A 23,855-nucleotide genomic window follows, 5' to 3' on the forward strand; every position below is an offset into this window, starting at 1 on the left:
TTGTCTGCAATCGGCGGGACTGGCATGAGGCAGGCATGAAGCCTGACTGCTTGCCCTATCCGCCGCCGATCCGCCGCGCCGCACTGGTCATCACGCTCTGTCTTGCGGCTATGATCGGATACTACTCGCTGGTCCCGCCCGGCGATGTGCCGGCGCCCGACATCTCGGACAAGATCCGACATTTTGCGGCCTATGCGCTGCTGGCGGTGCCGGCGGCAATGTGGTTCAGCCCGCGGCGGCTCGCCGCCTGGCTGGCGGTGGGCGGCTACGGCGCGCTGATGGAAATCGCGCAGGGCCTTTCCGGCACCGGGCGCGAGCTGTCCGCGCTCGACGCCCTCGCCAACATGGCGGGCGCGGGTGCAGGCGTCTTGCTGGTGTGGATCATCGCGCGGACACGCCGCGCATGACTATTCGGCTGCGACGGTGACTTCTTCGTCGAGCCGGTAGACGTTGCGCAGGATCATCTGGCAGTGCTGGGCGACCGATTTTAGGTCGGCCGGCACGTCGCCCGGATTGTCCGATGCGAATTCCGAAAGTTTGCGGGCGACGCGCAGGAGGTCCGGCGTGTGGACGATCATGCGGGCCTGGTGCTCGATGCGCTGCGGGTCGCGGTCATACTCGGCGCCGCTGACGCGCCAGCCGCCGCTGCTGCCCTCGTCGGTCGCCACCACCGGATAGGTGCCGGGATTGGCGAGCGTGACGCCGAACTCGCTGGGACGCCATTTGATCGAGCGGCGGTCGATGACCCACTGCTCCAGCATGATGTCGTCGTCATCGTCGGCGACGCGGTTCTGGTTGTGTACGGCCTGTTCGGAGACAAGCTCGTGTGCGTGGAACTGGCGGCCGAGCCCACAGTCATATGTAATGCGGAGCGGTTCGTTGACGTCCTTCACCCAATGGGGAACGACATGTTCGACGACGGCCCATGTGCCGACCGGCTTCACGAAAACGCGCTGCGACTTGTGGAACAGGGCCTTGGCCATGCGGGGTGTCCTCCAACCAGACGACAAGGTGCCACAGGTTTGTGGGGGTCCGGTGAACGGGAACGGTGAAATTCAACCGATCCGCCTGCCCGCCATTGCCGCTGGGTCACGCCTTTCCGCGCGCGTAAAGTGCGCTATTCTCCCGTCATCCGCATAACAAGCACGCCTGCCTGAAGGGCGATGGGAGCAAACGCGCCATGAATTTCGATTTCTCCGAAGACCAGAAATACCTTGCCGGCGAAGCCCGGAAGTTCCTGTCGGCCGAGTGCCCGACCTCGGAAGTCCGCAAGGTGCTGAACGACGACAAGGTCGCCTATCACAAGGACCTCTGGAAGAAGGTCGGCGAGATGGGCTGGCTCGGTGCCGCGATCCCGGAAGAGCACGGCGGGCTGGGCCTCGGCATGCTGGAAATGTGCGTGCTGGCTGAAGAGATGGGCCGCGCGATTGCGCCCGTCCCGTTCGCATCGACCGCCTATTACCTGACCGAAGCCGTGAAGCTGGCCGGCAGCGAAAAGCAGAAGGCCGCCATCCTGCCCCAGATCGCGGCAGGTGACGTGATCGGCGCCTATGCCGCCTCTGAAGGCCCGGGCGCGCCGGACGCCTCCAACATCCGCACCACGTTTGACGGCAAGACGCTGACCGGCACCAAGATCCCGGTCACAGACGGCGACATCGCCACGCACGCCGTGGTGCTCGCCAAGGAAGGCAAAGGCCTCGCGCTTGTGCTGGTCGACCTGTCCGCCAAGGGCGTGACCCGCAAGGTTGTCCAGACCATCGACCCGACCCGCAGCCATGCCGAGATCCAGTTCGACGGCGTCGCCGCCGAGCGGCTGGGCGGCAAGGGCGAAGGCGAACGCCTGAACGCCGAACTGATGGACCGCGTGGCAGTGCTGCTCGCCTTCGAACAGCTGGGCGGCGCCTCGGTCTGCCTCGACATGGCCAACGACTATGCCAAGAACCGCTACGCCTTCGGCCGCCCGATCGGCGGCAACCAGGCAATCAAGCACAAGCTGGCCGACATCTATGTGAAGAACGAGGTCGCCCGCTCGAACAGCTATTACGGCGCCTGGGCGCTCTCGACCGGCGCAGCCGAACTTCCGGAAGCCGCTGCGGCCGCCCGCGTTGCCGCGTCGGAGGCCTACTGGTTCGCGTCGAAGGAAAACATCCAGACCCATGGCGGCATGGGCTTCACCTGGGAAGTCGACTGCCACCTGTTCTACCGCCGCGCAAAGCTGCTGGCGGTGCAGGCAGGCTCACCCAAGGTCTGGAAAGAGAAACTGGTGCGCGCGCTCGAGGCAAAGAATGCGGCCTGAGGCCAACCCTGCGGCAATGAGCGGACGGCGGGAATTCTCCCGCCGCCCGTCTGTTGTTGCGTTACTGGCCTTCAACGGCGCCGTAGGTGACCGGCGGCGGGGCTTCCCAGCTGACCGAGTCGGTCGGCTTGGTCGCGCCGGCCGCATACACGTCGAGCTTGGCGGTCTTGTAGGTGATGTCGAAGTTCTCGACGACCACGTTGTTCTCGCCGGTATAGGTCGAGTAGTTGTTCAGCACGGCGTTGGTCAGCGTCCAGACCTGCTTGTCGGCCGAGCCGTCAGCCGTGATCGTAATCTCGACGGTCGGAACAGCCGTGCCTGCCACAATGTTCTTGATGACCTTCACCGAGGACGCGTCGAAGCTGCGCGTGACATAGATGCCGCCGGCGTAGAGCGTCGACTTGGCCGGCTCGACCGGCATGTAGGTGATCGGATCGTAAACCGGCTGCTGCGAGACGCTGAACGTCACCGCGGTTGCAGGCACCTTGTCGGCGCCCAGCTTGAGTTCGACACCGGCATGCGCGAGCCCGGCAATGAGCATGGAGGCTGCAGAGGCAGCGGCGATGCGACGGGTGTGCGCAAGAATCTTCGACATGAGAATTCGTCCCTTTGTAGTGCGCCGCGAACTGGAGCCCATCGCTCCTTGCCCCGGCGCACGAAGCTCATACGACGCCCCAATTCGGGATGGAATATGGCGGCACGCTGTCAGCAACCGTTCACACAGAAATTTTTTTACCAAACTGTAACCCGGACCGAGCGCCCGGTTTCAACCTCTAGCCACTGAAAGCAACGGAGACCGAGATGGACTTCAACGACACCCCCGCCGAGGCCGCCTTCCGCAAGGAAGCGCACGACTTCCTCAGCAAGCACCTGGAGCCCAAGGGCTCGGCGCCGACATCGCGCGACCGCGTGAACATGCTGCAGAAGGCCAAGGACTGGCAGAAGATCAAGGCCGAGAACAAGTTCGCCCAGATCACCTGGCCGAAGGAATGGGGCGGACGCGGCGGTACCTCGATGGAAGCCGTCATCTGGGGCCAGGAAGAATCGAAATTCGACGCGCCGACCGGCCCGTTTGCCATCGGCCTTGGCATGTGCGTGCCGACCGTCATCGCGTTCGGCTCGGACGCCCACAAGGAACGCTATGTGAAGAAGGCCCTGATGGGCGAAGAGATCTGGTGCCAGCTGTTCTCCGAACCCTCGGCAGGCTCCGACGTGGCCGGCCTCAAGACCAAGGCGGTCAAGGACGGTGACGAGTGGGTGATCAACGGCCAGAAGGTCTGGACCTCCGGCGCGCACTATTCGGATTTCGGCATCGTCCTCGTGCGGACCAACCCGAAAGTGCCGAAGCACAAAGGCCTGACCATGTTCATCGTGAACATGAAGCAGAAGGGCGTTGAAGTGCGCCCGATCCACCAGGCCTCGGGTGGGCGCGAGTTCAACGAAGTCTACTTCACCGACGTGCGCATTCCGGACACGGACCGTCTCGGCCCCGTCGGCGACGGCTGGAAGGTGGCCCTCGTCACGCTGATGAACGAGCGCCTGGCGGTTGGCGGCTCACCCGGTCCGGACTGGGCCGAGATCATGGCCTATGCCAAGGACGCCGGCAGCATCACCGACCAGGCCTTCCGCGAGAAGCTGGCCGACTGGTATGTCGCGGCCCAAGGCTACAAGCTGACGAAGTTCCGCACCCAGACGGCCCTGTCGCGCGGCCAGACACCGGGCCCGGAAAACTCGATCGGCAAGATCATCACCGCCAACCACCTGCAGGACATCTGCAACTCGGCCATCGAGATGCAGGACCATTACGGCATCATCACCGAAACCGAGCGGATGCCGGGCGATGCAATCTTCCAGCAGAGCTTCATGTGGGCTCCGGGCCTTCGTATTGCGGGCGGCACCGACGAGATCCTGAAGAACATCATCGCCGAGCGCGTGCTCGGCCTGCCGCAAGACGTGCGCGTCGACAAGGATCTCGCCTTCGACGAAATGAAGGCCGGCTAGGGCGGATCCGGACGACCTGACCTCAAGGGGCGGCTTGCATGGCAGACCGCCCCTTTTTTATTGTGGTGCGATGACGCGTGCAACGCCGCCTTCTTCTGGTGCCCGTCCGCTGGCCTGTCCGGCGGGCACGGTGCTGTTCCGCCCCGACGACACCTGTGCGGGGTTCGTGGTGCTGGCGGAAGGCTGCATCCGGGTGTCGCTGACGAGCCCGGGCGGGCGCGAGATCGTGCTCTACCGGGTCCAACCAGGCGATGTTTGTCTGCAGACCTTCACCTGCCTCGCCGAAGGGCGGGTCTATTCCGCCGAGGGTGTGGCCGAGACCGAACTTAAAGGTGAGCTGATCCCGCCTGCGGAATACGAACGGCGGCTGGCGGAAGACCCCGACTTCCGCCGCCGCGTTTTCATGGCCGTGGCGCACCGGTTTGCCGACTTCGAACACCTGGTGGAATCGCTCGCCTCGGCCAGCATCGAAGCGCGCCTTGCCGAGGCGCTTCTCGCACGCGCCGACGCGCAGGACGACGTGCACCTGACGCATGACGCACTCGCCGCCGAGATCGGTTCGGCCCGCGAAGTCGTGAGCCGCCAACTGGCCCGGTTCGAACGGGCCGGCCTGGTCGGCCTGTCGCGCGGAAAGGTGACGCTGCGGGCGAAATCCGTCCTGCAAAGGAAAGCCGCCGGTTCGGTGACTTAGTCACCGACGCCTTGGCCGGGCCGGCTTAAAGTGTCTCCATCAACAAAGGAGACCGCCATGTTCAAGACCAATGAAGGCACCCTCGACCGCGCCCTGCGCGTGATTGCAGGCCTCGTACTCATCGGCCTCGTCTTCGTCGGACCCAAGATCGTCTGGGGCTGGATCGGCCTTGTACCGCTGATCACCGGCCTTGCCGGCACCTGCCCGGTCTACAGTCTCTTGGGCATCAGCACCTGCCCGATGAAAAAGGGCTAGAGCAAAGCGCGATCTGATGGAATCAGATCGCGTTCTCAAGGCTTTCGGATTGATCGAAAGTTCTTGCGCTCAACCGGCGCCCACTTGAGCGAAATTTGCTCTTGGCCCGCCTATTCCGGCGCGCGCGTCTCCTGCGCGATGAAGCCTGCGAGTTCGCTGACGCAGGCGCGGCCGGCATCGGTGAGCGCCTTGGCGCGGGCGGCGTTCGACGGATCGAGTGCGATGGCGGAGGTGGCAAGACTGGTCTGCGAGACCACCTTGCGCGCACGCCCGGTCAGCAGCGTGGCATCGAGCCGGCAGCGCGCCGTCTCGCCATAAAGCGTGAACTCCGACAGGCGCCACTGCACCTCGAACTGCGTCGGCCCCGACATGTTCGATGCGAGCGCGGCGAACTGGCCCTCGCCGCTGAGCGAATCCAGAAGGGCGCCCTGCATCATCTCGGTCGCATTGTCCGTCCACTGCACACCGCGCACGATGCGCAGGGCGCCGGTCTCGTCTTCGGCAGCGATCGTGCGGCCAGAGAAAAGGCGCGAAGCCTCAGGCTCGTGGATCGTGACGGTCGCGGTGAGCCGGTGCATCGGCTCCATCGGGCCGATGCGGTAATAGGCATCCGGCGCCTCAGGCTGTTTCAGCACATTGACGCAGCCGCCGAGGGCCGCGAACGCTGCGACAAGGACCAGTTTCCGGATCATCGCTTCTTCTCCTCGTAAGGCAGGGGTTCGCCGACGACGAAGCCTTGCGGATTGCGCTCGATCTCGCGCACGGCGCGGTCGAGGCGGTTGATCAGTACACGCAGATCCTGGCTGGCGGCCGACGTATTTTCGAAGGTCTGGGTCGCCGGGCCTTCCATGACGGCCGTGGCCGCCGCAACCGTCCGCTGTGTCTGGGCCAGCGTTTCGGTCGCCGCCGTCGCGACCGTGCGGAAGTCGCCAACCAGTGTCTTCAGGTCTTCGCCCGCGCCGGTGATCGCGGTATTCGCCGACACGCTGACCGAGCCGAACTCGTTGGAGGCCGTTTCAAATGCCGCCGCAGCATCGGACACATCCTTCAGCGTCGCCGACGCTTCGCTGACGAGCCCCTTGTCGCCGGCGAGCTGCGTGGTGAGCGTCTCGATATTGTGGATCGAAGTGGTGATGGAGGCGATGTTCTCGTCGGTTAGGATCTTGTTGATGCCGTCAAAAGTGAGGTTCGCGCGCCCCAGCGCTTGCGCGCCGCCGGCAACGATCTGGTCCACCAGCGTGCGCTCCGACTTGATGATCGGCACGGGCTGACCCGGCTTGCCTTCGAGCGGCCGGCCGGTGCCCGCGCTGATCTGGACGAACGTGATGCCGGTGATGCCGGCGAGCTGGATCGAGGCAGTCGAGTCTTCCCTGATCGGCGTTTCGCGCGACACCCGGATATGGGTGCGCACCTTGGACGGGTCGGCCTTGTCGATGCGCACGGTGGCCACCTCGCCCACCTTGACGCCGATATAGCGGACGGCGGCGCCCTGCTCGAGCGAGACCGGCCCATCGAACACGATGTCATAGGCCTTGAAGTCACGCTGGAACTCGGACTGGCCGAGCCAGAGCACGAAGCCGGCAACAAGGGCGGTCGCGATGACCACAAGGGCCCCTATCAGGGCATAGTTTGCGCGGGTTTCCATGCTCGTTCTAAGCCTCTTCTTCCGTCATTGGCGCCGCCGCACGTCCGCGCGGCCCGCTGAAATACTCCTGGATCCAGGGATGATCGACGCGTCTGAGCTCCGCTATCGTTCCCATCGCCAGCACATGCTTCTCGCCGAGCACCACGATGCGGTCGCACGTGGCGTGCAGCGTATCGACATCGTGCGTCACGAGGAAGACCGTGAGGCCGAGCGCGCGCTGCAGCGAACGGACGAGTTCGTCGAAGGCGGCGGCGGTGATCGGGTCGAGGCCGGCGGTCGGCTCATCGAGGAACAGGAGTTCGGGATCGAGCGCGAGCGCACGCGCGAGGGCGGCGCGCTTGCGCATGCCGCCTGAAAGGTCTGACGGAAACTTGTCGCCGGCGCTGGCGCCGAGGCCTGACAGGCGAATCTTCATGTCGGCCAGGTCACGCATCAGGGCCGCGCTAAGTTTCGTGTGCTCCTTCATCGGCACCATGACGTTCTCGCGCACCGTGAGGTTCGAGAACAGCGCGCCGTCCTGGAACATGATGCCCCAGCGGCGCTCGACCGCCGTGCGCTCCTCTGCGGGCAGCGTCTCGAGACGCTGGCCGAACACTTCGATGCTGCCGCTTTCCGGCGCCTTCAGGCCGGTGATGGTGCGCAGCAGGACGGATTTGCCGCAGCCGGACGGACCGATCACGCCGATGATCTCGCCGCGCGGCAGGTCGAGATCGAGATGCTCGAACACCGTCGTGCTGCCGAAGGCGACCGTGAGGTCACGTATACGGATGATCGGATCGCTGCTCATATGCCCATCTGCATGTAGAAGATGGCGAACAGCGCATCGAGCACGATGATCGCGAAGATGGCCTGCACGACCGAAGTCGTGGTGCGATGGCCGAGGGATTGCACGCTGCCGCCGGTGAGCAGGCCCTGCCGGCAGGCGATCAGCGCCACGACCAGGCCGAAGACCGGCGCCTTCGACATGCCGACCCAGAACTGGTCGAGCGGCACCGCATTGCGCAGGCGTTCGATGAACAGGCCGGGGTTGATGTCGAGCGATGTCCAGCCGACGATGATGCCCCCGGCGATGCCGGACAGCGTGGCAACGAAGGCGAGGATCGGCGTCATCACCAGCATCGCCAGGACGCGCGGCGCCACGAGCACCTCCATCGGCTTCAAGCCGAGCGTCTGCATCGCGTCGATTTCCTGGCGCATCCGCATGGTGCCGATCTGCGCCGTGAAGGACGAGTTGGTGCGCCCCGCCAGCACGATTCCGGTAAGCACGACCCCGAACTCGCGCAGCATCGAGAAGCCGATCAGCTCGACGGTGAACACTTCAAGGTCGAAATCGCGCAAGGTCGTCGCGCCGATGAAAGCGACCACCATGCCGACGAAGAAGGACAGGAAGGCGATGATCGGGATGGCATTGAGGCCGGCTTCTTCCATCACCGACACGATGGAGGTCCAGCGCATCTTCCACGGGGTCAGCAGCAGGCGGACGAGCGTGACGAGCGTCTCGCCCAGGAATGCGAGCGTGGCGACCACCTCCTGCACGAACGCAACCGTATTGCGCCCGAGGCTTTCGAGAAGGTCGATCAGGTTGACGGCCCGCGGAGGCGACTTCTCGGCCGGATCGGCGACGGCATGAACCTGCGCGATCAGCCCGGCGGCCGTCGCGTGCTCGCCGCGCAGAAGTGGCGGAAATGTCCCGATGGCACGCACAGCCCGGTCAATCACGAAGGCGCCCGCCGTGTCGAGCCGGCCGAGCCCGGAGACGTCGATCTGCGCTGCCGGCGGCAGGTCGAGCGCCGAAAACGCCGGCTCGACCGTATGCAGCGTCGCCACGGTCCAGTCGCCCGACAGGCGGAGGATCGTCTCTTCGTCACTCGACTCGAGCGCGAATCCGGGGTCGACAGGGTGCAACATGCGGCTTGGTGACCTGACCTTTCTAACAAAACATGCTTAAGCACAGGGCTGGCCAGTCCAACACATTTCACCTCTCGGGATTAACCTATGCGCAAGCGGAAGCTCGAAATCGTCCATGTTTCCTCGCCTTTGCGCGCCGCCTTCGCAATTTCGCGGGGGGCGAAGACGCATGCGGACACGGTCCAGGTACGCCTTGTCGAAGGTGAAAACGCGGGCCGCGGGGAGTGTGTTCCGTATGCGCGCTTCGGAGAAACGACCGCGTCCGTGATGGCGGCCATCGAATCCGTGCGCGCGGCCCTCGAAGACGGGATGGACCTCGCGGCGCTGCAGGACGCCCTTCCGCCGGGCGCCGCACGCTGCGCGGTGGATTGCGCGCTGTGGGATCTCGCCGCCAAACAGGCCGGCAAACCGGTCTGGCAACTCGCCGGCCTGCCCGCGCCGCGCCCGGTCGAGACCGCCGTCACGATCAGCCTTGCGGCGCCGGACGAGATGGCCGAAGCGGCCCGCACCGCGCCCGGCAAGCTGCTGAAGCTGAAACTCGGCGGCCCCGAAGACCTCGACCGGATCAAGGCCGTCCACGCGGCCCGCCCCGATGCGCGCCTGATCGTCGACGCCAACGAAGGCCTCGCGGCGGACGCGTTTCCCGCCATTGCCAAGGCGGCGGCGAAGCTCGGCGTCGTGTTGATCGAGCAACCCTTTCCCGCCGGCAAGGACGAGGCGCTGATCCGGCGGCCAGGCCCTGTTGCGGTGTGTGCGGACGAAAGCGCCCATACGAGCGCCGACATCCAGACGCTCGCGAAGGCCTATGATGCGGTGAACGTAAAACTGGACAAGGCAGGCGGGCTGACCGAAGCGCTCGCAATGGTGCGCGCCGCGCGCCAGTCCGGCATGGGCGTGATGGTCGGCTGCATGGTGGCCGGCTCGCTGTCGATAGCGCCCGCCGTTCTGCTCGCGGGTCTTGCCGACGCTGCGGATGTGGACGGACCGCTCTGGCTGGCCGAAGACATCGCGGACGGGTTGGCGATTGAGGGCGGGATGGTATCGCCGCCCAGCACGTCGCTCTGGGGGTGACCCTCGTCCGCTCAGCGCACCGCGGCGTCGTAAGCCTCTGACGCTTCCAGCCAGACGAGCTCCGCAGCCTCCTTCTCGGATACGTAGCGCGCGCGCTCCTTGAGGCGCTGCTTCATTTCGTGCGGCGCGATATCCGGCCGCGCCACTTCGGCATCAAGCGAAGCGATCTTGGCGGCGAGACGCTCCATCGTCTTCTCCGCATCCTGCGCCTTCTTGCGCAGCGGCGCGGCAGCTTCGCGGGCCTGCGCGGCCTTGCGGCGCTGTTCGTCCTTGTCCTGACTTTCGCCGGAAGCACCCTTCGACGCGGACGCCTTCTCCCGGTCGGTGCTCAGCACCAGCGTGCGATAGTCGTTGAGGTCGCCGTCATAGCGCGACACACGGCCATCCTTTACCAGCCAGAGCTCATCCGCCGTCGCCTCCGCAAGGTAGACGTCGTGGGTGATCAGCAGCACGGCGCCGGGAAAGTCGTTGATCGCGTAGATCAGCGCTTCGCGGCTGTCGATATCAAGGTGCGAGGTTGGCTCGTCGAGGATCAGGATGTGCGGCTTTTCGAGCGCGATCAGGCCGAGAATGAGGCGCACCTTCTCGCCGCCGGACAGGGCCTCGACCTTGGTTTCGACCTTCTCGTGGCTGAACCCCATCTGCGCGGCGACCGAGCGCTGCTTGGCCGGCGGCGTGCCTTGCGGCAGGGCGCGCATGACGTGTTCGAGCAGCGTGTCGCCGGCGGTCAGTTCGTCCAGCTGGTCCTGCGAGAAATACCCGATACGGACGGCTTTGGGTGCCAACCGCCTGCCCGCCATCAGCGGCAGGCGCTCAGCGATGGATTTCACCAGCGTCGTCTTGCCCTGCCCGTTGGTGCCGACAATCGCCACCCGGTCATCCGGGTCCAGACGAATATCCACACCGCTTAGGATTCGCGCACCGGCGCCATAGCCAAGGTCTGCGCCCTTGATCTCCAGCAGCGGCGGCGAGAGTTTGGAGTCCGGCGCCGGGAAGCTGAAAGGTGTCGTGCGCTCGGCAATCGGGATCTGCACATCCTGCATCTTCTCGAGCATCTTGACGCGGCTTTGCGCTTGCCGCGCCTTCGAGGCCTTGGCGCGGAACCGGTCCACGAAGGCCTGCAGGTGTTCGCGCTCGGCGGCCTGCTTGGCGCGCTGGCTTTCGAGCTGCGCCAACTTCGCCGCGCGCAGGCGCAGCCAGTCGTCATAGCCGCCCGGCGTGATCGACAGTTTCTTGTGTTCCAGCGCCAGCGTGTGCGTGACGCTGCGATTGAGCAGCTCGCGGTCATGGCTGACGATCAGCACCGTGTTCGGATACTTGCGCAGGTAGCCTTCCAGCCAGGCGGCGCCTTCAAGGTCGAGATAGTTCGACGGCTCGTCGAGGAGCAGCAGGTCCGGCTGGGCGAACAGGGCGCCGGCAATCGCCGCGCGCATCCGCCAGCCGCCGGAGAACTCCCGCGTCGCGCGCGACAGGTCGGCATGCTGGAAGCCGAGCCCCATCAGCACCTCGGCGGCGCGCGCCTCGGCCGACCAGGCATCGATGTCGAGCAGGCGCGCATGGATCTCGCCGATCCGGTCCGGGTCTGTGGCGGTCTCGGCCTCGGTCATCAGCGCGTGGCGCTCGGAATCGGCCTGCAGCACCACGTCCATGATCGTATCGTCGCTGGGCGCCACTTCCTGCGCCACCCAGCCGAGGCGGGCACCGTTCTGCAGGCGGATCGGGCTGTCCTTGCCGGGCGAATTGATTTCCTCGCGGATCAGGCGCAGCAGCGTCGACTTGCCCGTGCCGTTGCGCCCGATCAGGCCGACCTTCCAGCCAGCGGAAATCCGCGCCGACGCCGATTCAAACAGCGGGCGCGCTTCAACGCGGTAGTCGAGGTTGCGGATTTCCAGCATCGGCGTCCCATACCCGCTCGAAACGGAAAAGACACGCTAAAAGCACTGCAAAATTACATCGCCGCCATGCTGCAGCCACGCCCCATTGCGGCCATGTTGCACCGCAACAATCCGGGCATGGCAAATCGCAGTTTCCCCGTCCATCTGGACAGCGGCGAGGCGGTCCTCGTTCGGCCCATCGGGCGGCACGATGCCGGCCGTATGCGGGCCGGAATCGCCGCGCTTTCTGACCATTCCCGTTATCTGCGCTTCTTCAATGGCTCGCAGACCCTGCCCGACCATGTGATCGAGCGCCTGTGCGACGCGGACGGCTGGAAACACATAGCCTGGGGCGCGATTGACCTTGCTTCGCCCGGCCAGCCCGCCATCGGGGCGGTTCACGCCATTCGCCGCGGAACGAGCCGGGAGGCGGAACTGGCCCTCGCCGTGCTGGATGACTGGCACGGCAAGGGGCTCGCCCGGCTGCTGCTGACCGGCGTGATCGCGGACGCACGCGCCGCCGGCATCACCCATCTGACGGCGGAGACGCTCGCAGAGAACCGCGCATCCCGGCAACTCTTCCGAAGCCTCGGGGGGCTTTCGGTGCACCGCGACGGGCCGGTGGTCAGCTACCGGTTCGATATCGAGACGGCCGCGCAGAGGCTGGAAGGCCTGACGCAAACACCGGCCGGCGACATCCTCCGCTCGGGACTGCAGCAGCACGGCGCCGCTCAGGCCTTCGAACCGCCTGCCCGCGCGCGAAGTTCCGTCTGATCAGGCCGCCCCGTCCAGGATGTCCTTGAAGCCCGACGGCACATGGGGGCCGAGGAAGAGCTGTTCGAACGTGCCGATGCCTTCCGAGCCGGACCCGTCCGGCCCCTTGTGGACCGCCTTGACGATTTCCTGGATGTGCAGGTTCTCCGGCATTTGCCAGGGCGTCTTCGGCGGCTCGAAATCCTCGCGCACCACTTTCAGCTGGTCGCCCTGGAAGGCGCCGTGGCGCCAGACCGGGTGGCCGTAGCCGATGCCCTTCATCAGGAACGTGCCGAGCGGCGTGAACTCCACCGTATGCGGACGGCCGGAGGGGTCCTTCACAGACAGCGTCGCCGACTGCATGCGCCGCGTGCCTTTGGCATAGCGCACGTCCATCTTCGGGTCGCTGAGGTGGATGCCCTCGCCCTGTTTCGAGCCGTCCATCACCAGCGAGGCGCGCTGGTTCCAGGGCTCGCCCGCACCGTCCTCGTTGACATGGAAGAACATTGACAGGTTCGGGAAATTGGTCGGCGTCCAGATCCAGTAGAATTGCGGCGGCACGGCGGGGATTGCCGGCTGCGGGTCCGGTGCGCCGATCGGGCGCACGCCCCAGCTGCGGTCGCGCGTGCCGGTCCAGCTCGCGGGATCGACCTTCTCTTCCTTGCCGTCCATCTTCAGCGTGCCGGACCAGCGGCCGTTCTGTGTCATCCGGGTCAGATCCATCATCATCCGCGGACCGATGCGGCGCGTGAAGCGCGGCTCCTCGATCGGAAAGGCCCGGCCGGTGAACTCGACGTCGAGCGCGAGGCCCTCGGTCTCCTTCAGCGTCAAGCGCACTTTCTTAAGCGGTTCGATCACCGAGACCGACAGCGGCCCCACGAACGTGTCCATCCGCTCCATGTTGAGCGGGCGCGACATGAAGATCGAGGCCTGCTTGCCATCGCGCAGGATCGAGACCGAGCCGTCGATGATGTTGAGGTGCGGATAAACGCCCATCGCCGCAGCGAAGAAGGTTTTCCCGTCGGCGCTGTAGCCGTTGAAGAAATAGCGGTCGTAGAAATTGCGGTCCGACCCGGCGAAAGCCACAGGCTCCGGCGTCTGGTGGATCGGGAACTCGTCTCCGGCGGTGAGCATGCGGCGTCCTTCCTTGGCGTGACCACTTGGCGCGGGTCGTTGACGACAGGTTGGCGCCGGGTCATGTGACAATCAAGACGTTCCCCCGCGAGAGGATGCATGACGAAGTTTACCGCCGAAGAGGCCAACGCATTCCTTGACGGCGCCTTCAAGGGGCGCGGCCGGCAGAACCAGGTTGTGCTGATGGAAGAAGGCCGCGCCATCCTGCGGCTGGAAGCGGACGAAACCCACCTGCGCCCCGGTGGCTATATCTCCGGGCCGACCCAGATGAGCCTCGCCGACAGCGCCGCGTATATGGCGATCATGACCCTGACCGGCCTTGAACCTATGACCGTGACCAGCAACCTCAACATCAATTTCCTGCGGCCTTGCATCGGGCCGGTCGTTCTGGCCGAAGGCAGGATCATGAAGATGGGACAGGCGCTCGCCGTGATCGACGTCGACATCCGCATCGAAGGCGCGGACAAGCCGGCGAGCCATGCGATCGTCACCTACGCCTTGCCGCGCAAGGAAGCCCGCGCATGAACCGGCTGGTGGCCGCCGCCGCGCTGACCGGCTTTTGCGGCGTCGCCTTCGGCGCGTTCGGCGCGCACGCACTGGATGGCCAGCTGACCGATGAGGCACGCGGCTGGTGGACCACCGCCACGACCTACGCCCTGCCGCACGCCGCCGCCGCCCTCGCGGCCGGGCTCGCAGCGCGGTCGAGCCGGATACGCCTTGGCGGCTGGCTGCTGGTATGCGGCGCGGTGATCTTCGCAGCCAGCCTCTATGCGATGGCCCTCGGCGGCCCGCGTGTGCTGGGCGCGGTCACGCCGCTGGGCGGGCTTTCGATGCTGGCAGGCTGGCTGATGCTGGCGCTGGGCGCCGCGGGCCGGGATCAGGACCCGGCAGACCCGTCGCCGACATAGCGGTCGGCCAAGCGGTCGGCAATCAGCCGGGCATCGTCGATCATCAGGGCGAAGGATTCGACTTCCGACACCACCGGCTGGACATCCATGTCGGCGCGTGCCGACACAAGGTCCAGCGCTTCCTGGAACCCGCGATAAGCCATCTGTGCACGGACGAGCGCGCGCTCATAGCTCATCACGTCCCCGCGGTTGGAGGCGTTCTTGTCCCGGCTCTTGAGCACGGTCTCGGCCTCGACGGTGACATCCGCAAGCCCGCGCCGGGCGTCCTGGCTGTCGGACACGATACGCGCCAGCACGAGCGCCGGCGCCTTGGTCTCTGCGCCGACGCGCGTGGCATAGTAACCGGCAGCGCCCGCGATCTCGGTCTTGCCATGCATCAGCGTGTCGGCGAGCGACGCAAGGCCGTCAGCTTCCTCGACCCAGCCGGCGGAGACAACTTCGTCACAATACGCGTTGGACGCGAGGCGCAGCTCGGATTGGCTCCTGGTAAGGGATGTCTCGACCGTTGCCTCGCCGGGCACAACCGAAACGGTTGCGCATCCCGCCAGAACGCATAGGGATACACCCAGAAAAACGCTACGCATCAATTCGCCACCCGCCAGCAGCTATGGCCCAACACTCCAAAAACAGTATGGGTGTGGGGTAAGGAAGTCCAGTCATTGGGCAAAAGCTAGCTGAATATAAGTGAAGAGCGCATGAACAGACGCCAAAGTCGCCGGATTCTCTACCACAGGCACGAACCTTATGCCTCCGGCCGCCTGCGCGTGTCGGATTTGCATGAAATTTACTGGGAAGAATCAGGAAACCCGAAAGGAATCCCCGTCGTCGCCCTGCATGGCGGGCCCGGCGGCGGCTCCAGCCCGGAAATGCGCCGGTTCTTCGACCCGGACCGTTACCGCATCTTCCTGTTCGACCAGCGCGGCTGCGGCCGCTCGACCCCGCATTCGGAACTGGAAGGCAACACGACCTGGGACCTGGTGGCCGACATCGAGGCCCTGCGCAAACACGCCGGCGTCTCCAGCTGGCTCGTCTTCGGCGGCTCGTGGGGCTCCACCCTCGCCCTTGCCTATGCCGTCACCCACACCTCGCACGTCCTCGGCCTCGTGCTGCGCGGCATCTTCCTGGTGTCGAAATCCGAGATCCAGTGGTTCTACCAGTCCGGTGCCAGCCGCCTGTTCCCGGACGCGTTCGACCGCTACATCGCCCCCATCCCGCAGGCCGAGCGCGGCGACCTCGTCACCGCCTTCTACAAGCGCCTCACCGGCGCCGACCAGCAGGCCCGCCTCGACGCCGCCCGCGCCTGGGCCCGCTGGGAAGGCCAGACCCTGTCGATCAAGGGCCCTGTCACCACGCCGCCGCGCTTCAACGAAGACGATTTCGTCGACGCCTTCGCCCGCATCGAGTGCCACTATTTCGTCAATGAAGGCTTCTTCGAAACCGACAACTGGCTGCTCGATCAGGCCCGCCTGAAACTCCAGAACACGCCCGGTGTGATGGTGCACGGCCGCTACGACGTCGTCACCCCGCTCTCGACCGCGTGGGAACTCTCGAAGGCCTGGCCGAAAGCGGAGCTCCACATCGTGCCCGACGCCGGCCACTCGTCGATGGAGCCCGGCATCATCGACCGCCTCGTTCAGGCCACGGACGATTTCGCCGACAAGCTGAGCGTGAAGTCGAAGGTATAGTTCGACCGCTCGCCAGACACCCCACACTCATCCTGAGCGAAGTCGAAGGATGCGCCAAGCCGAACCCACGCCAGCCCCGGCTCGTTCTTCGACTTCGCTCAGAATGAGCCGTCCGAAGCGCAGACCAATGTCTTACTCCGCCGGCGGAGCAACCCAGTTCGGCCCCAGCAGCGCTTCGAACATGCCCGGCAGCTGCACATGGTACTGGTCCTGGATCTTGTCCATGAAGCCGAAGACCAGGATCAGCGCGATGAAGGGCGGCACGAACCAGCGGATCAGGAACCGCCAGACATTCATCACCATGCCTTCGCCGAGCTCGGAAACCAGCATGTCACGGCTGAGGATCCAGCCAGCGAACACGGCGCAGAGCAGGCCGCCGAGCGGTAGCAGCAGGCCCTCGGTCATGAAGTCCATGAAGTCGAGATATTCGCCGCCGAACACATAGCCGGCGCCGACCATCCACAATACGAAGCCGACCCCGATCGAAGCGCCGAGGCGGGTCACGCCCTGGCGTTCCTCGAACCAGGACACGCCGACTTCCATCAGCGAGATCGATGAAGTGAACGCGGCGAACAGCGCCAGCGCGAAGAACACGACCGCGAACACGGAGCCGTAAGGAATCGCCTCGAACGCCACCGGCATCGAGATGAAGAACAGGCTGGGGCCGGAGGCTTCCGGCAGCCCGGCGGCAAACACGATCGGGAAGATAGTGAAGCCGGCGATGATCGCCACCAGCGTGTCCGAGCCCGCCACGATGGTCGAGGCGCGCGGGATGTTGGTGCCCCGGTCGAGATAGGCGCCATAGGTCAGCATCAGGCCGACGCCGACGCCGATGGAGAAGAAGGCCTGGCCGAGCGCCGAGAGGAACGTGCCGAAGCCGACCTTGCTGAAGTCCGGTTTCAGGATGAAGTCCACCGTGCGCCCCACATCGCCGTTCATCAGCGAGAAGCCGAGCACGACCAGAAGCATCACGAAGAAGGCCGGCATCAGGATGGTGGCGGCCGTCTCCAGCCCGCCCTTCACGCCGCGCCCGACGACAATCACGTTCGCCGCAATGAACACCGCCAGCAGCGCCAGGATATACCATCTCGACTGCATCGGATGGACGCCCGCCCCGATCGTGTCGCTGAAGTTCTGGGCGGACACCGCCGCGTCGGCGCCGTGCAGGTTGCCGCCGATGGCCTGGATCACGTAGGCCATCAGCCAGGCCGAGATGACCATGTAGAAGGTCAGGATGAAGAAGGCAGTCAGCCCGCCGACCCAGCCGACAATGCCCCAGTATTGCGATTTCGATTCGGCCCGCGCCAGCGACTGCACGCCCTCGATGGCCGACATGCCGGATTTCCGGCCCATCGCGTATTCCGCCATCAGCAGCGGCAGCGCGATCAGCGTGGCGCACAGGATGTAGATTATGATGAAGGCTCCGCCGCCATTCTCGCCGGCGGTGTAGGGGAAGCGCCAGAAATTGCCGAGGCCGACAGACGAGCCCACCGCCGCCATGATGAAGGCGAACCTTGAGCTGAAGCTTTCAGTCTTGCGGCCAATTTGTGCCATGAATCATGCTCCCCGAGGCAATGTTTGGCCGGACCCTAGCCATGCGGGGTCAAAAATCAACGAGGATCGCCACAGAGTGGTCTAGAACAGTCCGCGGGCCGAGAGTTTCTCGTCCTGGTGCAGGTGCGCCGACAGGATCAGGCCGAAGCAGCACATCACGGTGATCAGCGCCGTGCCGCCATACGAGATCAGCGGCAGCGGCATGCCGAGCACTGGCAGGAGGCCCAGCACCATGCCGCTGTTGAAGATGGCGAAGAAGGCGATCGTGGACGTCGCCCCGACCGTGGCGAGGCGCCCGAACCAGCTCTTGTTGCGCGCTGCCACCCGGAACGACCAGACAAACAGGAAGGCGAACACCAGCAGCAGGCCAACCGCGCCGATGAAGCCGAATTCCTCGGCGATCACCGTCAGGATGAAGTCGGTCTGCTGCTCGGGCACGTATTCCTGCTGCGACTGGATACCCTGCAGGTAGCCGCGTCCGCTCAGCCCGCCCGCCCCGATCGCGATCTTCGCCTGCTCGATCTGGTAGCTCTCGCCGAGGCCGTTGGTCGCCTTGCCCGTGATCCCGGCAATCAGCGTGTCGACCCGCTCGCGCTGGTAGGGCTCAAGCACGAAGGTGTAGATGGCGGGTACCGCCGCCAACCCCGCCACGATCGCGCCCAGCACATATCGCATCGCGATGCCGGCGAAGAAGATGATCATGAACCCCGACGCGGCCAGCGCCAGCGCCGTCGAAAGGTTCGGCTGCTTGAATACCAGCCCGGCCGGGATCAGCAGGATCAGGATCGCGCCCAGATGCACCACCAGCGGCGGGGACTGCCCGTTGGTCGGCATCATCCGCTGATAATAGCTTGCCAGCGCCATCGTCACCGCCAGCTTTGCCGGCTCCGACGGCTGCAGGATGATCGGGCCAACTTTCAGCCAGCGCGCCGCGCCGCCGCCCATCACGCCGAAGAAGTCGACCAGCACCAGCAGCACCAGCACCCCCGCATAGGCCGGCAGGGCCAGCTTCGACCAGACGCCGAGCGGCAGCATGGCCAGCGTGATCATCAGCACGAAGCCGACGCCGAGCCGCGTGATCTGGTCGCGCCAGAGGTCGGCCTCGTCCGGCGACGGCGCCTGCGCTACCGGGTCCCAGCCGACCGAGAACAGCATCGCCACGCCGGTCAGTCCGACCGCGACAATCAGGAGGATGATGCTCCACGGCAGGCGGGCGACCTGGCCGAGCAAGCCGGCGCCGGAAAAGTTCAGCGACCGCGCCGTCGAGACGCGCGCTTCGCCGCGGGTGAAACCGGTATAGCCGTCGCGGCTCATGCGGGATCCCCCTTGGCCGGTCCGTCCGTGGACGGCGTTTCGACAGCGGCGCGCTTCTGGTAGGTCGGCGTGCGCGCACTGTCCATCTTCATCGCCGCAGCGAGGATGTCACGTGCGACGGGCGCAGCGGCGCCCGAACCGCTCTCACCGTGCTCGACAACCACCGAGACAGCATATTTCGGATTGTCCGCCGGCGCGTAGGCGACGAACAGCGCATGGTCGCGCAGTTCGCGCTCGATGTTGAGGCCCTTGCGGATGCCCTGGTCGCGCTCGGCCTGCGTGATGCGGCGCACCTGCGCCGTGCCGGATTTGCCTGCCATGCGCGGCCCGCCGAGACCCAGGTCGCCGGAGCGATAGCCAGTGCCGCCCGGCTCGGACGTCACGCCGAACATGCCGGACTTCATCACATCGATGATGGCGCCATCGAGCGGCGCGTCGAGGGTCGGCGTATCGTCCGCCTCCGGACCAAAGCCCACCACGCGCGGCTTGAGCGGCTTGCCGTCGGAGGCGATGCGCGCCGTCATCAGCGCCAGCTGCAGCGGCGTCACGCCCAGCTGTCCCTGCCCGATACCGAAGTTCAGCGTCTCGCCTTCGAACCAGGGCTCGCCGCGGTTCGCCTGCTTCCAGGCCGGGTCAGGTACCAGGCCGCTGCGCGCGCCGGTCATGCCCAGCACGAAGGTCTCGCCGAAGCCGAACTTGTGCGCCACTTCGGCAATCTTGTTGACGCCCGTGCGCCGGGCAATTTCGTAGAAGTACACGTCGCACGAATGCTTGATGCCGTCGTGCATGTTCATCGTGCCGTGGCCGCCTTTTTTCCAGCAGTGCCAGGTGCGGTTGCCGAAGCGGTATGACCCGCCGCAGCGCACCGTGTCGGACGTCTTCACCGCGCCGGATTCCAGCGCGGCCGTGGCAACCACCATCTTGAAGGTCGACCCCGGCGGATAGACGCCGCCATGCGCGCGCGGATACAGCGGCGCCATCGGGTTGTCGCGCAGCTCGGCATAGTCCTTGCCGGAAATTCCGTTCACGAACGAATTCGGATCAAACGCCGGCGTCGACACCATGGCCAGCACGTCGCCGGTGGCCACCTCGACCACCACCGCCGCGCCGCTCTCGCCGGCAAACCGCTCGATCGCCACGCGCTGAAGTTCAGCGTCGATGGTGACGTAGAGGTCCTTGCCGGGCAGCGCCGCGTGCGCCGGGTCCTGTTCGAGCTCCTGCATCGGGCGGCCGTGGGCGTTGGTCACCACGCGGCGCCGTCCCGGCCGGCCGCGCAGCCAATCTTCCGCAAATCGCTCCATGCCCTGACGGCCGACGCGGATGTCGGGATGGCGCAGCAATTCATGGAAGGTGCGCAGGTCGTCTCCCGTGCGCCCCTCGCTCATGCGCTCCATGTCGTCGGCGCTGGCGCGCGCGACATAGCCGAGCACGTGGGCAAAGTCGCGCCCGCGCGGATACGACCGCGTCGACGCCATCTGCACGTCCACGCCGTCCATCTCAACCGCGCGCACCCTCAGGCGCGCGAATTCCTCATAGCTGAGTTCCTGCACCACGGTGACCGGCACGAAACCGGCCCGGCGCATCCGGTTGCCCTTGATCTCTTCCAGCACCCGCGCCACGCGCGCGTCCGGCAGGTCGATGAACTTGCCGAGCTGGGCGAGCGTGGCGGCGGGATCGGAAAGCCGCTCCGGAATCACCGAGACGCGGCCGGCCTGGCGCTGCGAAGCGAGCGGGCGGGCAAACCGGTCGAGGATCTCGCCCCGCTCCGGCGGCGACAGCACGAGGCGGATATGGTTCTGGTCGGCGAGTTCTTGGTAATAGTCGGCTTCCAGGAATTGCAGCTGCGTCAGGCGCGCCACCAGCGTGGCGAACACCGTTCCGCCGACGCCCATCATGATCAGCAGGCGCCGGTCGAAATCCGCTTCAGGGCTCAGTCGCCGTGCCATCAGTTGCCTCCCGGCGATTCTCCCGGGCGTCGGCCCAGGTCAAACATCCGGCTGGCGAAGGAATAGATCAGTCCCGTGATGATGAAGTTGGCCATCAGCGGCCAGGTGCGCACGAGATGGTCGCCCGTGATGCTGGCAAAGCCCCACACCAGCAGGAAAGCCACCACCAGCAACACCGCCGGCCCGACCACGGCCACCAGCGTATCGCGCATGCCGTCCGTCTGGTCGGCAATGCCGGCACTCATTCCGTACACCAACAGGTTGATCATCGCGAAACAGCCGAGCGGCGCATTGGAGACAATGTCCTGCATCAGGCCGAAGATCATCAGCAGCACCATCGGGCGCAGCGCGAGGCCGACGCGGCCCCAGCCGATCGCGCCCCAAAGCGCCGCAAATGGCCAGGCCAGCGGGATGCCGAAGATTTCCTTCGGCGTCATGCCCAGCACACCGACGATGGCGATGATCGCCGCGCCGAAAATCAGCCGCGGACTGGGTCCCGACTGGCTCCAGAGCGTGCGCTGCTTGCGATTGAACCGGGAGCTTGCCATCGGTCAGCGCGCTCCCTGCGAGGCACTCGCCGCCGGGTCTTCCGGCACCGGCTCGACCAGTTCGGATTCCGGCAGCGGCTCGACGATCTCGGGCGGCGCAATCATCCGCACATAGCCGCTCGCATGGTCGCGCATCGCAAGCTTCACGAGCCAGTCCGATCCCTGCCGCGTCACCGTGCCGACCACCAGGCCGCGCGGATACGCGCCGCCTTCGCCGGAGCTGAGGATGCGTTCGCCTTCGATGAAATCGGCAGCTTCCGGCAGGTCCTTCAGCACGCCGCGGTCGCGGTCCTTGCCCTGCATGATCGCGCGCACGCCGCTGACTTCGCCGAGGATGGGCAGCTGGCTCTGGTAGTTGCTGATCAGCAGGATGCGCGAGGAGCGCTGACCCAGCTGGATCACCCGGCCGACAAGCCCGCCTTCATTCAGCGCCACCGCGCCGGGGTCGACGCCCTGCAGCGCGCCGGCATTGGCCAGCACCGTCTGTGCAAACGGGCCGTCCACGACGGTCGTGATGCGCGCCGTCACGCCGCGCTCCGGCGGCTCGCCCATCAGGTTCAGGATGTTCTCGTAGGCTTCCATCCGCTCGGCCATCGAAATGGCGGCGGCCTTGTAGCGCGCGAGATCGCGCACTTCGTTCTCGAGTTCGCGGATGCGCTGGTCGCGGTCAGCCTGGCCGCTGATCTGCGCCCACAGGCTGGTGTCCGACGGCGCACCGATGCGGTCGCTGATCGTGGTGCGGGCGGGCACGAAGAAATTGCTGATCTGCGGCGCCGACTGCGCCACGATCAGCGCCAGCGCGCCAAAGATCAGGATACCCAGCGAGACCCGCCGTGCGCCTGATTTCTGGTTGGAACGGCCGGAACGTGCCATGCCTCAGGCTCCCTCATGTTGCCCGTGCGTCAGACTTCCGGGCAGAGAACACTCTTCATCTTGGAATAGTTCTCGAGGACCTGTCCACAGCCGTTGACCACACATTTCAGCGGATCGTCTGCGATCATCACCGGCAGTTGCGCCTGGTTGCGGATCACCGTGTCGAGGTTGCGCAGCAGCGCGCCGCCGCCCGTCAGCACGATGCCGCGGTCGACGATGTCGGCCGCCAGTTCCGGCGGCATCGCTTCGAGGGCGATCTTCACGGCATCGATGATGTCGGTAACCGGTTCCTTCAGCGCCTCGGCGATCATCGCCTCGGTGATCTCGGTTTCCTTCGGAACGCCGTCCAGCGTGCCGCGGCCGCGCACGGTCAGCGCCATGCCGGTGCCGTTTTCCGGCGGCATCGCGGTGCCGATTTCCTTCTTGATCCGCTCGGCCGACATTTCGCCGATCAGGATCTTCTGCTCGCGGCGCAGGTAGTTGACGATCGCCTGGTCCATCTTGTCGCCGCCGACGCGCACCGAGCGCGAATAGACGATGCCGCCGAGGGACAGGACGGCCACTTCCGAGGTGCCGCCGCCGATATCGACCACCATCGAGCCGGCCGGATCATCGATCGGCAGGCCAGCGCCGATCGCCGCCGCCATCGGCTCCTCGATCAGCTCGACATGACGGGCACCGGCCGCCAGGGCCGACTGGTGGATGGCGCGGCGCTCGACGCTGGTGGCGGAGCTCGGCACGCAGATGATGATGAGGGGAGACACGAACGCCCGGCGGTTGTGAACCTTCCGGATGAAGTGCTTGATCATTTCCTCGGCGACTTCGAAGTCCGCGATCACGCCGTCGCGCATGGGGCGGATCGCCTCCATGTTGACCGGGGTCTTGCCGAGCATGTTCTTCGCCTGCTCGCCGACCGCGTAGACAATCTTCCGGCCGCCCTGTGTCATGTAGGCGACAACCGAAGGCTCATCGAGCTGGACGCCCTGGCCCTTCACATAGACGAGCGTGTTGGCGGTGCCGAGGTCGATGGCCATGTCCGTGGACAACAGGCCGAGAAGACTACCGATCATGGTATACGTGCTCTTTTCTTTACGGTCCGAACCGTTCCGTCCGACCCCGTGCGCAGATTCGATCACAGCCCCATACACCATGTGCCGTTAACGCCGCTTTAAAGCAAGGAGAAGGTAACAGTTTAGTGGAACGTTTCGTTCCGACACTCTGAATCCCTTGATTCTGCTCCGACTCCGCAATGGAGGCCTGCAGTGCCAACAGGGATCACGGAACGATTCGTTCCGATTTAGTTAACAAACCCTTGTTCAGCGTTAACACTTGCAGCCCCCGTCGCCGGGCGGAAATGCGCCCCGGATGAAGAGGGTGAGCGGAAGATGAACGCCTCGTT

25 protein-coding genes are annotated in these 23,855 nt (G+C 65.6%); 10 read left to right on the top strand and 15 right to left on the bottom strand.

Annotation, left to right across the window (positions count from 1 at the left end):
* Positions 1-35 precede the first annotated feature (35 nt).
* Entirely contained in the window at positions 36-407 is a 372-nt protein-coding gene (gene vanZ / locus IPK75_02220) for a VanZ family protein (protein MBK8197158.1), read from the top strand.
* Here the strand turns inward: vanZ and IPK75_02225 are convergent, their stop codons facing one another.
* Positions 408-983, bottom strand: a complete 576-nt coding sequence (locus IPK75_02225) for a hypothetical protein (GenBank protein ID MBK8197159.1) — start codon at positions 981-983, stop codon at positions 408-410.
* A 197-nt stretch (positions 984-1,180) separates the two neighbouring features.
* Here IPK75_02225 and IPK75_02230 point away from each other — a divergent pair, with 197 nt between their 5' ends.
* Positions 1,181-2,296 (top strand): acyl-CoA/acyl-ACP dehydrogenase, encoded by a 1,116-nt coding sequence (locus tag IPK75_02230; GenBank protein ID MBK8197160.1) that lies wholly within the window; start codon positions 1,181-1,183, stop codon positions 2,294-2,296.
* 61 nt (positions 2,297-2,357) lie between these two features.
* Here the strand turns inward: IPK75_02230 and IPK75_02235 are convergent, their stop codons facing one another.
* Entirely contained in the window at positions 2,358-2,891 is a 534-nt protein-coding gene (locus tag IPK75_02235) for a type VI secretion system tube protein Hcp (GenBank protein ID MBK8197161.1), read from the bottom strand.
* A 206-nt stretch (positions 2,892-3,097) separates the two neighbouring features.
* Here IPK75_02235 and IPK75_02240 point away from each other — a divergent pair, with 206 nt between their 5' ends.
* From IPK75_02240 to IPK75_02250, 3 genes are all read left to right on the top strand, one after another.
* Positions 3,098-4,297: an acyl-CoA dehydrogenase family protein gene (locus IPK75_02240; protein ID MBK8197162.1), complete on the top strand. Its 1,200-nt coding sequence runs from the start codon at positions 3,098-3,100 to the stop codon at positions 4,295-4,297.
* A gap of 70 nt (positions 4,298-4,367) precedes the next feature.
* A complete protein-coding gene (locus tag IPK75_02245; protein ID MBK8197163.1) occupies positions 4,368-4,988 on the top strand; it encodes a Crp/Fnr family transcriptional regulator in 621 nt (206 codons plus the stop codon).
* A 57-nt stretch (positions 4,989-5,045) separates the two neighbouring features.
* Positions 5,046-5,243: a DUF2892 domain-containing protein gene (locus tag IPK75_02250; protein ID MBK8197164.1), complete on the top strand. Its 198-nt coding sequence runs from the start codon at positions 5,046-5,048 to the stop codon at positions 5,241-5,243.
* Positions 5,244-5,353: 110 nt separating this feature from the next.
* Here the strand turns inward: IPK75_02250 and IPK75_02255 are convergent, their stop codons facing one another.
* The 4 genes from IPK75_02255 to IPK75_02270 are packed head-to-tail and all read right to left on the bottom strand — an operon-like array spanning position 5,354 to position 8,796.
* Positions 5,354-5,935, bottom strand: a complete 582-nt coding sequence (locus IPK75_02255; GenBank protein MBK8197165.1) for a membrane integrity-associated transporter subunit PqiC — start codon at positions 5,933-5,935, stop codon at positions 5,354-5,356.
* The gene (locus IPK75_02260) at positions 5,932-6,888 is read right to left on the bottom strand and encodes an MCE family protein (protein MBK8197166.1); all 957 of its coding nucleotides are present in this window, start codon (positions 6,886-6,888) and stop codon (positions 5,932-5,934) included. The genes IPK75_02255 and IPK75_02260 overlap by 4 nt, the downstream gene beginning before the upstream one ends.
* A gap of 7 nt (positions 6,889-6,895) precedes the next feature.
* On the bottom strand, positions 6,896-7,675 hold the full coding sequence (locus IPK75_02265) for an ATP-binding cassette domain-containing protein (protein ID MBK8197167.1): 780 nt from the start codon (positions 7,673-7,675) through the stop codon (positions 6,896-6,898).
* Entirely contained in the window at positions 7,672-8,796 is a 1,125-nt protein-coding gene (locus tag IPK75_02270) for an ABC transporter permease (GenBank protein MBK8197168.1), read from the bottom strand. The genes IPK75_02265 and IPK75_02270 overlap by 4 nt, the downstream gene beginning before the upstream one ends.
* An 87-nt stretch (positions 8,797-8,883) precedes the next feature.
* On the opposite strand from IPK75_02270, the gene IPK75_02275 reads away from it, so the two are divergent.
* On the top strand, positions 8,884-9,867 hold the full coding sequence (locus IPK75_02275) for a dipeptide epimerase (GenBank protein MBK8197169.1): 984 nt from the start codon (positions 8,884-8,886) through the stop codon (positions 9,865-9,867).
* A gap of 11 nt (positions 9,868-9,878) precedes the next feature.
* Here the strand turns inward: IPK75_02275 and IPK75_02280 are convergent, their stop codons facing one another.
* Positions 9,879-11,762, bottom strand: coding sequence for an ABC-F family ATP-binding cassette domain-containing protein (locus IPK75_02280; protein ID MBK8197170.1), 1,884 nt, complete (start codon positions 11,760-11,762; stop codon positions 9,879-9,881).
* Positions 11,763-11,828: 66 nt separating this feature from the next.
* Here IPK75_02280 and IPK75_02285 point away from each other — a divergent pair, with 66 nt between their 5' ends.
* On the top strand, positions 11,829-12,515 hold the full coding sequence (locus tag IPK75_02285) for a GNAT family N-acetyltransferase (GenBank protein MBK8197171.1): 687 nt from the start codon (positions 11,829-11,831) through the stop codon (positions 12,513-12,515).
* Here IPK75_02285 and IPK75_02290 read toward each other — a convergent pair whose 3' ends face one another.
* Positions 12,516-13,628, bottom strand: a complete 1,113-nt coding sequence (locus IPK75_02290; protein MBK8197172.1) for a hypothetical protein — start codon at positions 13,626-13,628, stop codon at positions 12,516-12,518.
* A 99-nt stretch (positions 13,629-13,727) separates the two neighbouring features.
* On the opposite strand from IPK75_02290, the gene IPK75_02295 reads away from it, so the two are divergent.
* Together IPK75_02295 and IPK75_02300 are read left to right on the top strand one after the other, a co-directional pair.
* Positions 13,728-14,153, top strand: a complete 426-nt coding sequence (locus IPK75_02295; protein MBK8197173.1) for a PaaI family thioesterase — start codon at positions 13,728-13,730, stop codon at positions 14,151-14,153.
* Entirely contained in the window at positions 14,150-14,536 is a 387-nt protein-coding gene (locus IPK75_02300) for a DUF423 domain-containing protein (GenBank protein MBK8197174.1), read from the top strand. Before IPK75_02295 ends, IPK75_02300 begins: the two co-directional genes overlap by 4 nt.
* Here the strand turns inward: IPK75_02300 and IPK75_02305 are convergent.
* Positions 14,506-15,120: a hypothetical protein gene (locus IPK75_02305; protein ID MBK8197175.1), complete on the bottom strand. Its 615-nt coding sequence runs from the start codon at positions 15,118-15,120 to the stop codon at positions 14,506-14,508. The genes IPK75_02300 and IPK75_02305 overlap by 31 nt on opposite strands.
* Before the next feature lie 111 nt (positions 15,121-15,231).
* Here IPK75_02305 and pip point away from each other — a divergent pair, with 111 nt between their 5' ends.
* Positions 15,232-16,221, top strand: coding sequence for a prolyl aminopeptidase (pip, locus tag IPK75_02310; GenBank protein MBK8197176.1), 990 nt, complete (start codon positions 15,232-15,234; stop codon positions 16,219-16,221).
* Between the two features lie 132 nt (positions 16,222-16,353).
* Here pip and IPK75_02315 read toward each other — a convergent pair whose 3' ends face one another.
* From IPK75_02315 to IPK75_02340, 6 genes are all read right to left on the bottom strand, one after another.
* Entirely contained in the window at positions 16,354-17,775 is a 1,422-nt protein-coding gene (locus IPK75_02315; protein MBK8197177.1) for a sodium-dependent transporter, read from the bottom strand.
* 81 nt (positions 17,776-17,856) lie between these two features.
* Positions 17,857-18,984 (bottom strand): rod shape-determining protein RodA, encoded by a 1,128-nt coding sequence (rodA, locus tag IPK75_02320; protein ID MBK8197178.1) that lies wholly within the window; start codon positions 18,982-18,984, stop codon positions 17,857-17,859.
* Between the two features lie 101 nt (positions 18,985-19,085).
* On the bottom strand, positions 19,086-21,035 hold the full coding sequence (mrdA, locus tag IPK75_02325; GenBank protein MBK8197179.1) for a penicillin-binding protein 2: 1,950 nt from the start codon (positions 21,033-21,035) through the stop codon (positions 19,086-19,088).
* Positions 21,035-21,583 carry a hypothetical protein gene (locus IPK75_02330; GenBank protein MBK8197180.1) on the bottom strand — a complete coding sequence of 183 codons (549 nt, stop codon included), beginning with the start codon at positions 21,581-21,583 and terminating at the stop codon, positions 21,035-21,037. Before IPK75_02330 ends, mrdA begins: the two co-directional genes overlap by 1 nt.
* A 3-nt stretch (positions 21,584-21,586) precedes the next feature.
* On the bottom strand, positions 21,587-22,456 hold the full coding sequence (locus IPK75_02335; protein MBK8197181.1) for a rod shape-determining protein MreC: 870 nt from the start codon (positions 22,454-22,456) through the stop codon (positions 21,587-21,589).
* 29 nt (positions 22,457-22,485) lie between these two features.
* Positions 22,486-23,526, bottom strand: coding sequence for a rod shape-determining protein (locus IPK75_02340; protein MBK8197182.1), 1,041 nt, complete (start codon positions 23,524-23,526; stop codon positions 22,486-22,488).
* Between the last annotated feature and the right edge of the window lie 329 nt (positions 23,527-23,855).

This window comes from Acidobacteriota bacterium (genome assembly GCA_016712445.1).
Classification (GTDB): Bacteria; Pseudomonadota; Alphaproteobacteria; order Caulobacterales; family Hyphomonadaceae; genus Hyphomonas.

Bases quoted from the DNA above. Each gene is read 5' to 3' on its own strand.
- vanZ (MBK8197158.1), top strand. From the start codon at position 36: ATGAAGCCTGACTGCTTGCCCTATCCGCCGCCGATCCGCCGCGCCGCA.
- IPK75_02225 (MBK8197159.1), bottom strand. From the start codon at position 983: ATGGCCAAGGCCCTGTTCCACAAGTCGCAGCGCGTTTTCGTGAAGCCG.
- IPK75_02230 (MBK8197160.1), top strand. From the start codon at position 1,181: ATGAATTTCGATTTCTCCGAAGACCAGAAATACCTTGCCGGCGAAGCC.
- IPK75_02235 (MBK8197161.1), bottom strand. From the start codon at position 2,891: ATGTCGAAGATTCTTGCGCACACCCGTCGCATCGCCGCTGCCTCTGCA.
- IPK75_02240 (MBK8197162.1), top strand. From the start codon at position 3,098: ATGGACTTCAACGACACCCCCGCCGAGGCCGCCTTCCGCAAGGAAGCG.
- IPK75_02245 (MBK8197163.1), top strand. From the start codon at position 4,368: ATGACGCGTGCAACGCCGCCTTCTTCTGGTGCCCGTCCGCTGGCCTGT.
- IPK75_02250 (MBK8197164.1), top strand. From the start codon at position 5,046: ATGTTCAAGACCAATGAAGGCACCCTCGACCGCGCCCTGCGCGTGATT.
- IPK75_02255 (MBK8197165.1), bottom strand. From the start codon at position 5,935: ATGATCCGGAAACTGGTCCTTGTCGCAGCGTTCGCGGCCCTCGGCGGC.
- IPK75_02260 (MBK8197166.1), bottom strand. From the start codon at position 6,888: ATGGAAACCCGCGCAAACTATGCCCTGATAGGGGCCCTTGTGGTCATC.
- IPK75_02265 (MBK8197167.1), bottom strand. From the start codon at position 7,675: ATGAGCAGCGATCCGATCATCCGTATACGTGACCTCACGGTCGCCTTC.
- IPK75_02270 (MBK8197168.1), bottom strand. From the start codon at position 8,796: ATGTTGCACCCTGTCGACCCCGGATTCGCGCTCGAGTCGAGTGACGAA.
- IPK75_02275 (MBK8197169.1), top strand. From the start codon at position 8,884: ATGCGCAAGCGGAAGCTCGAAATCGTCCATGTTTCCTCGCCTTTGCGC.
- IPK75_02280 (MBK8197170.1), bottom strand. From the start codon at position 11,762: ATGCTGGAAATCCGCAACCTCGACTACCGCGTTGAAGCGCGCCCGCTG.
- IPK75_02285 (MBK8197171.1), top strand. From the start codon at position 11,829: ATGCTGCAGCCACGCCCCATTGCGGCCATGTTGCACCGCAACAATCCG.
- IPK75_02290 (MBK8197172.1), bottom strand. From the start codon at position 13,628: ATGCTCACCGCCGGAGACGAGTTCCCGATCCACCAGACGCCGGAGCCT.
- IPK75_02295 (MBK8197173.1), top strand. From the start codon at position 13,728: ATGACGAAGTTTACCGCCGAAGAGGCCAACGCATTCCTTGACGGCGCC.
- IPK75_02300 (MBK8197174.1), top strand. From the start codon at position 14,150: ATGAACCGGCTGGTGGCCGCCGCCGCGCTGACCGGCTTTTGCGGCGTC.
- IPK75_02305 (MBK8197175.1), bottom strand. From the start codon at position 15,120: ATGCGTAGCGTTTTTCTGGGTGTATCCCTATGCGTTCTGGCGGGATGC.
- pip (MBK8197176.1), top strand. From the start codon at position 15,232: ATGAACAGACGCCAAAGTCGCCGGATTCTCTACCACAGGCACGAACCT.
- IPK75_02315 (MBK8197177.1), bottom strand. From the start codon at position 17,775: ATGGCACAAATTGGCCGCAAGACTGAAAGCTTCAGCTCAAGGTTCGCC.
- mrdA (MBK8197179.1), bottom strand. From the start codon at position 21,035: ATGGCACGGCGACTGAGCCCTGAAGCGGATTTCGACCGGCGCCTGCTG.
- IPK75_02330 (MBK8197180.1), bottom strand. From the start codon at position 21,583: ATGGCAAGCTCCCGGTTCAATCGCAAGCAGCGCACGCTCTGGAGCCAG.
- IPK75_02335 (MBK8197181.1), bottom strand. From the start codon at position 22,456: ATGGCACGTTCCGGCCGTTCCAACCAGAAATCAGGCGCACGGCGGGTC.
- IPK75_02340 (MBK8197182.1), bottom strand. From the start codon at position 23,526: ATGATCGGTAGTCTTCTCGGCCTGTTGTCCACGGACATGGCCATCGAC.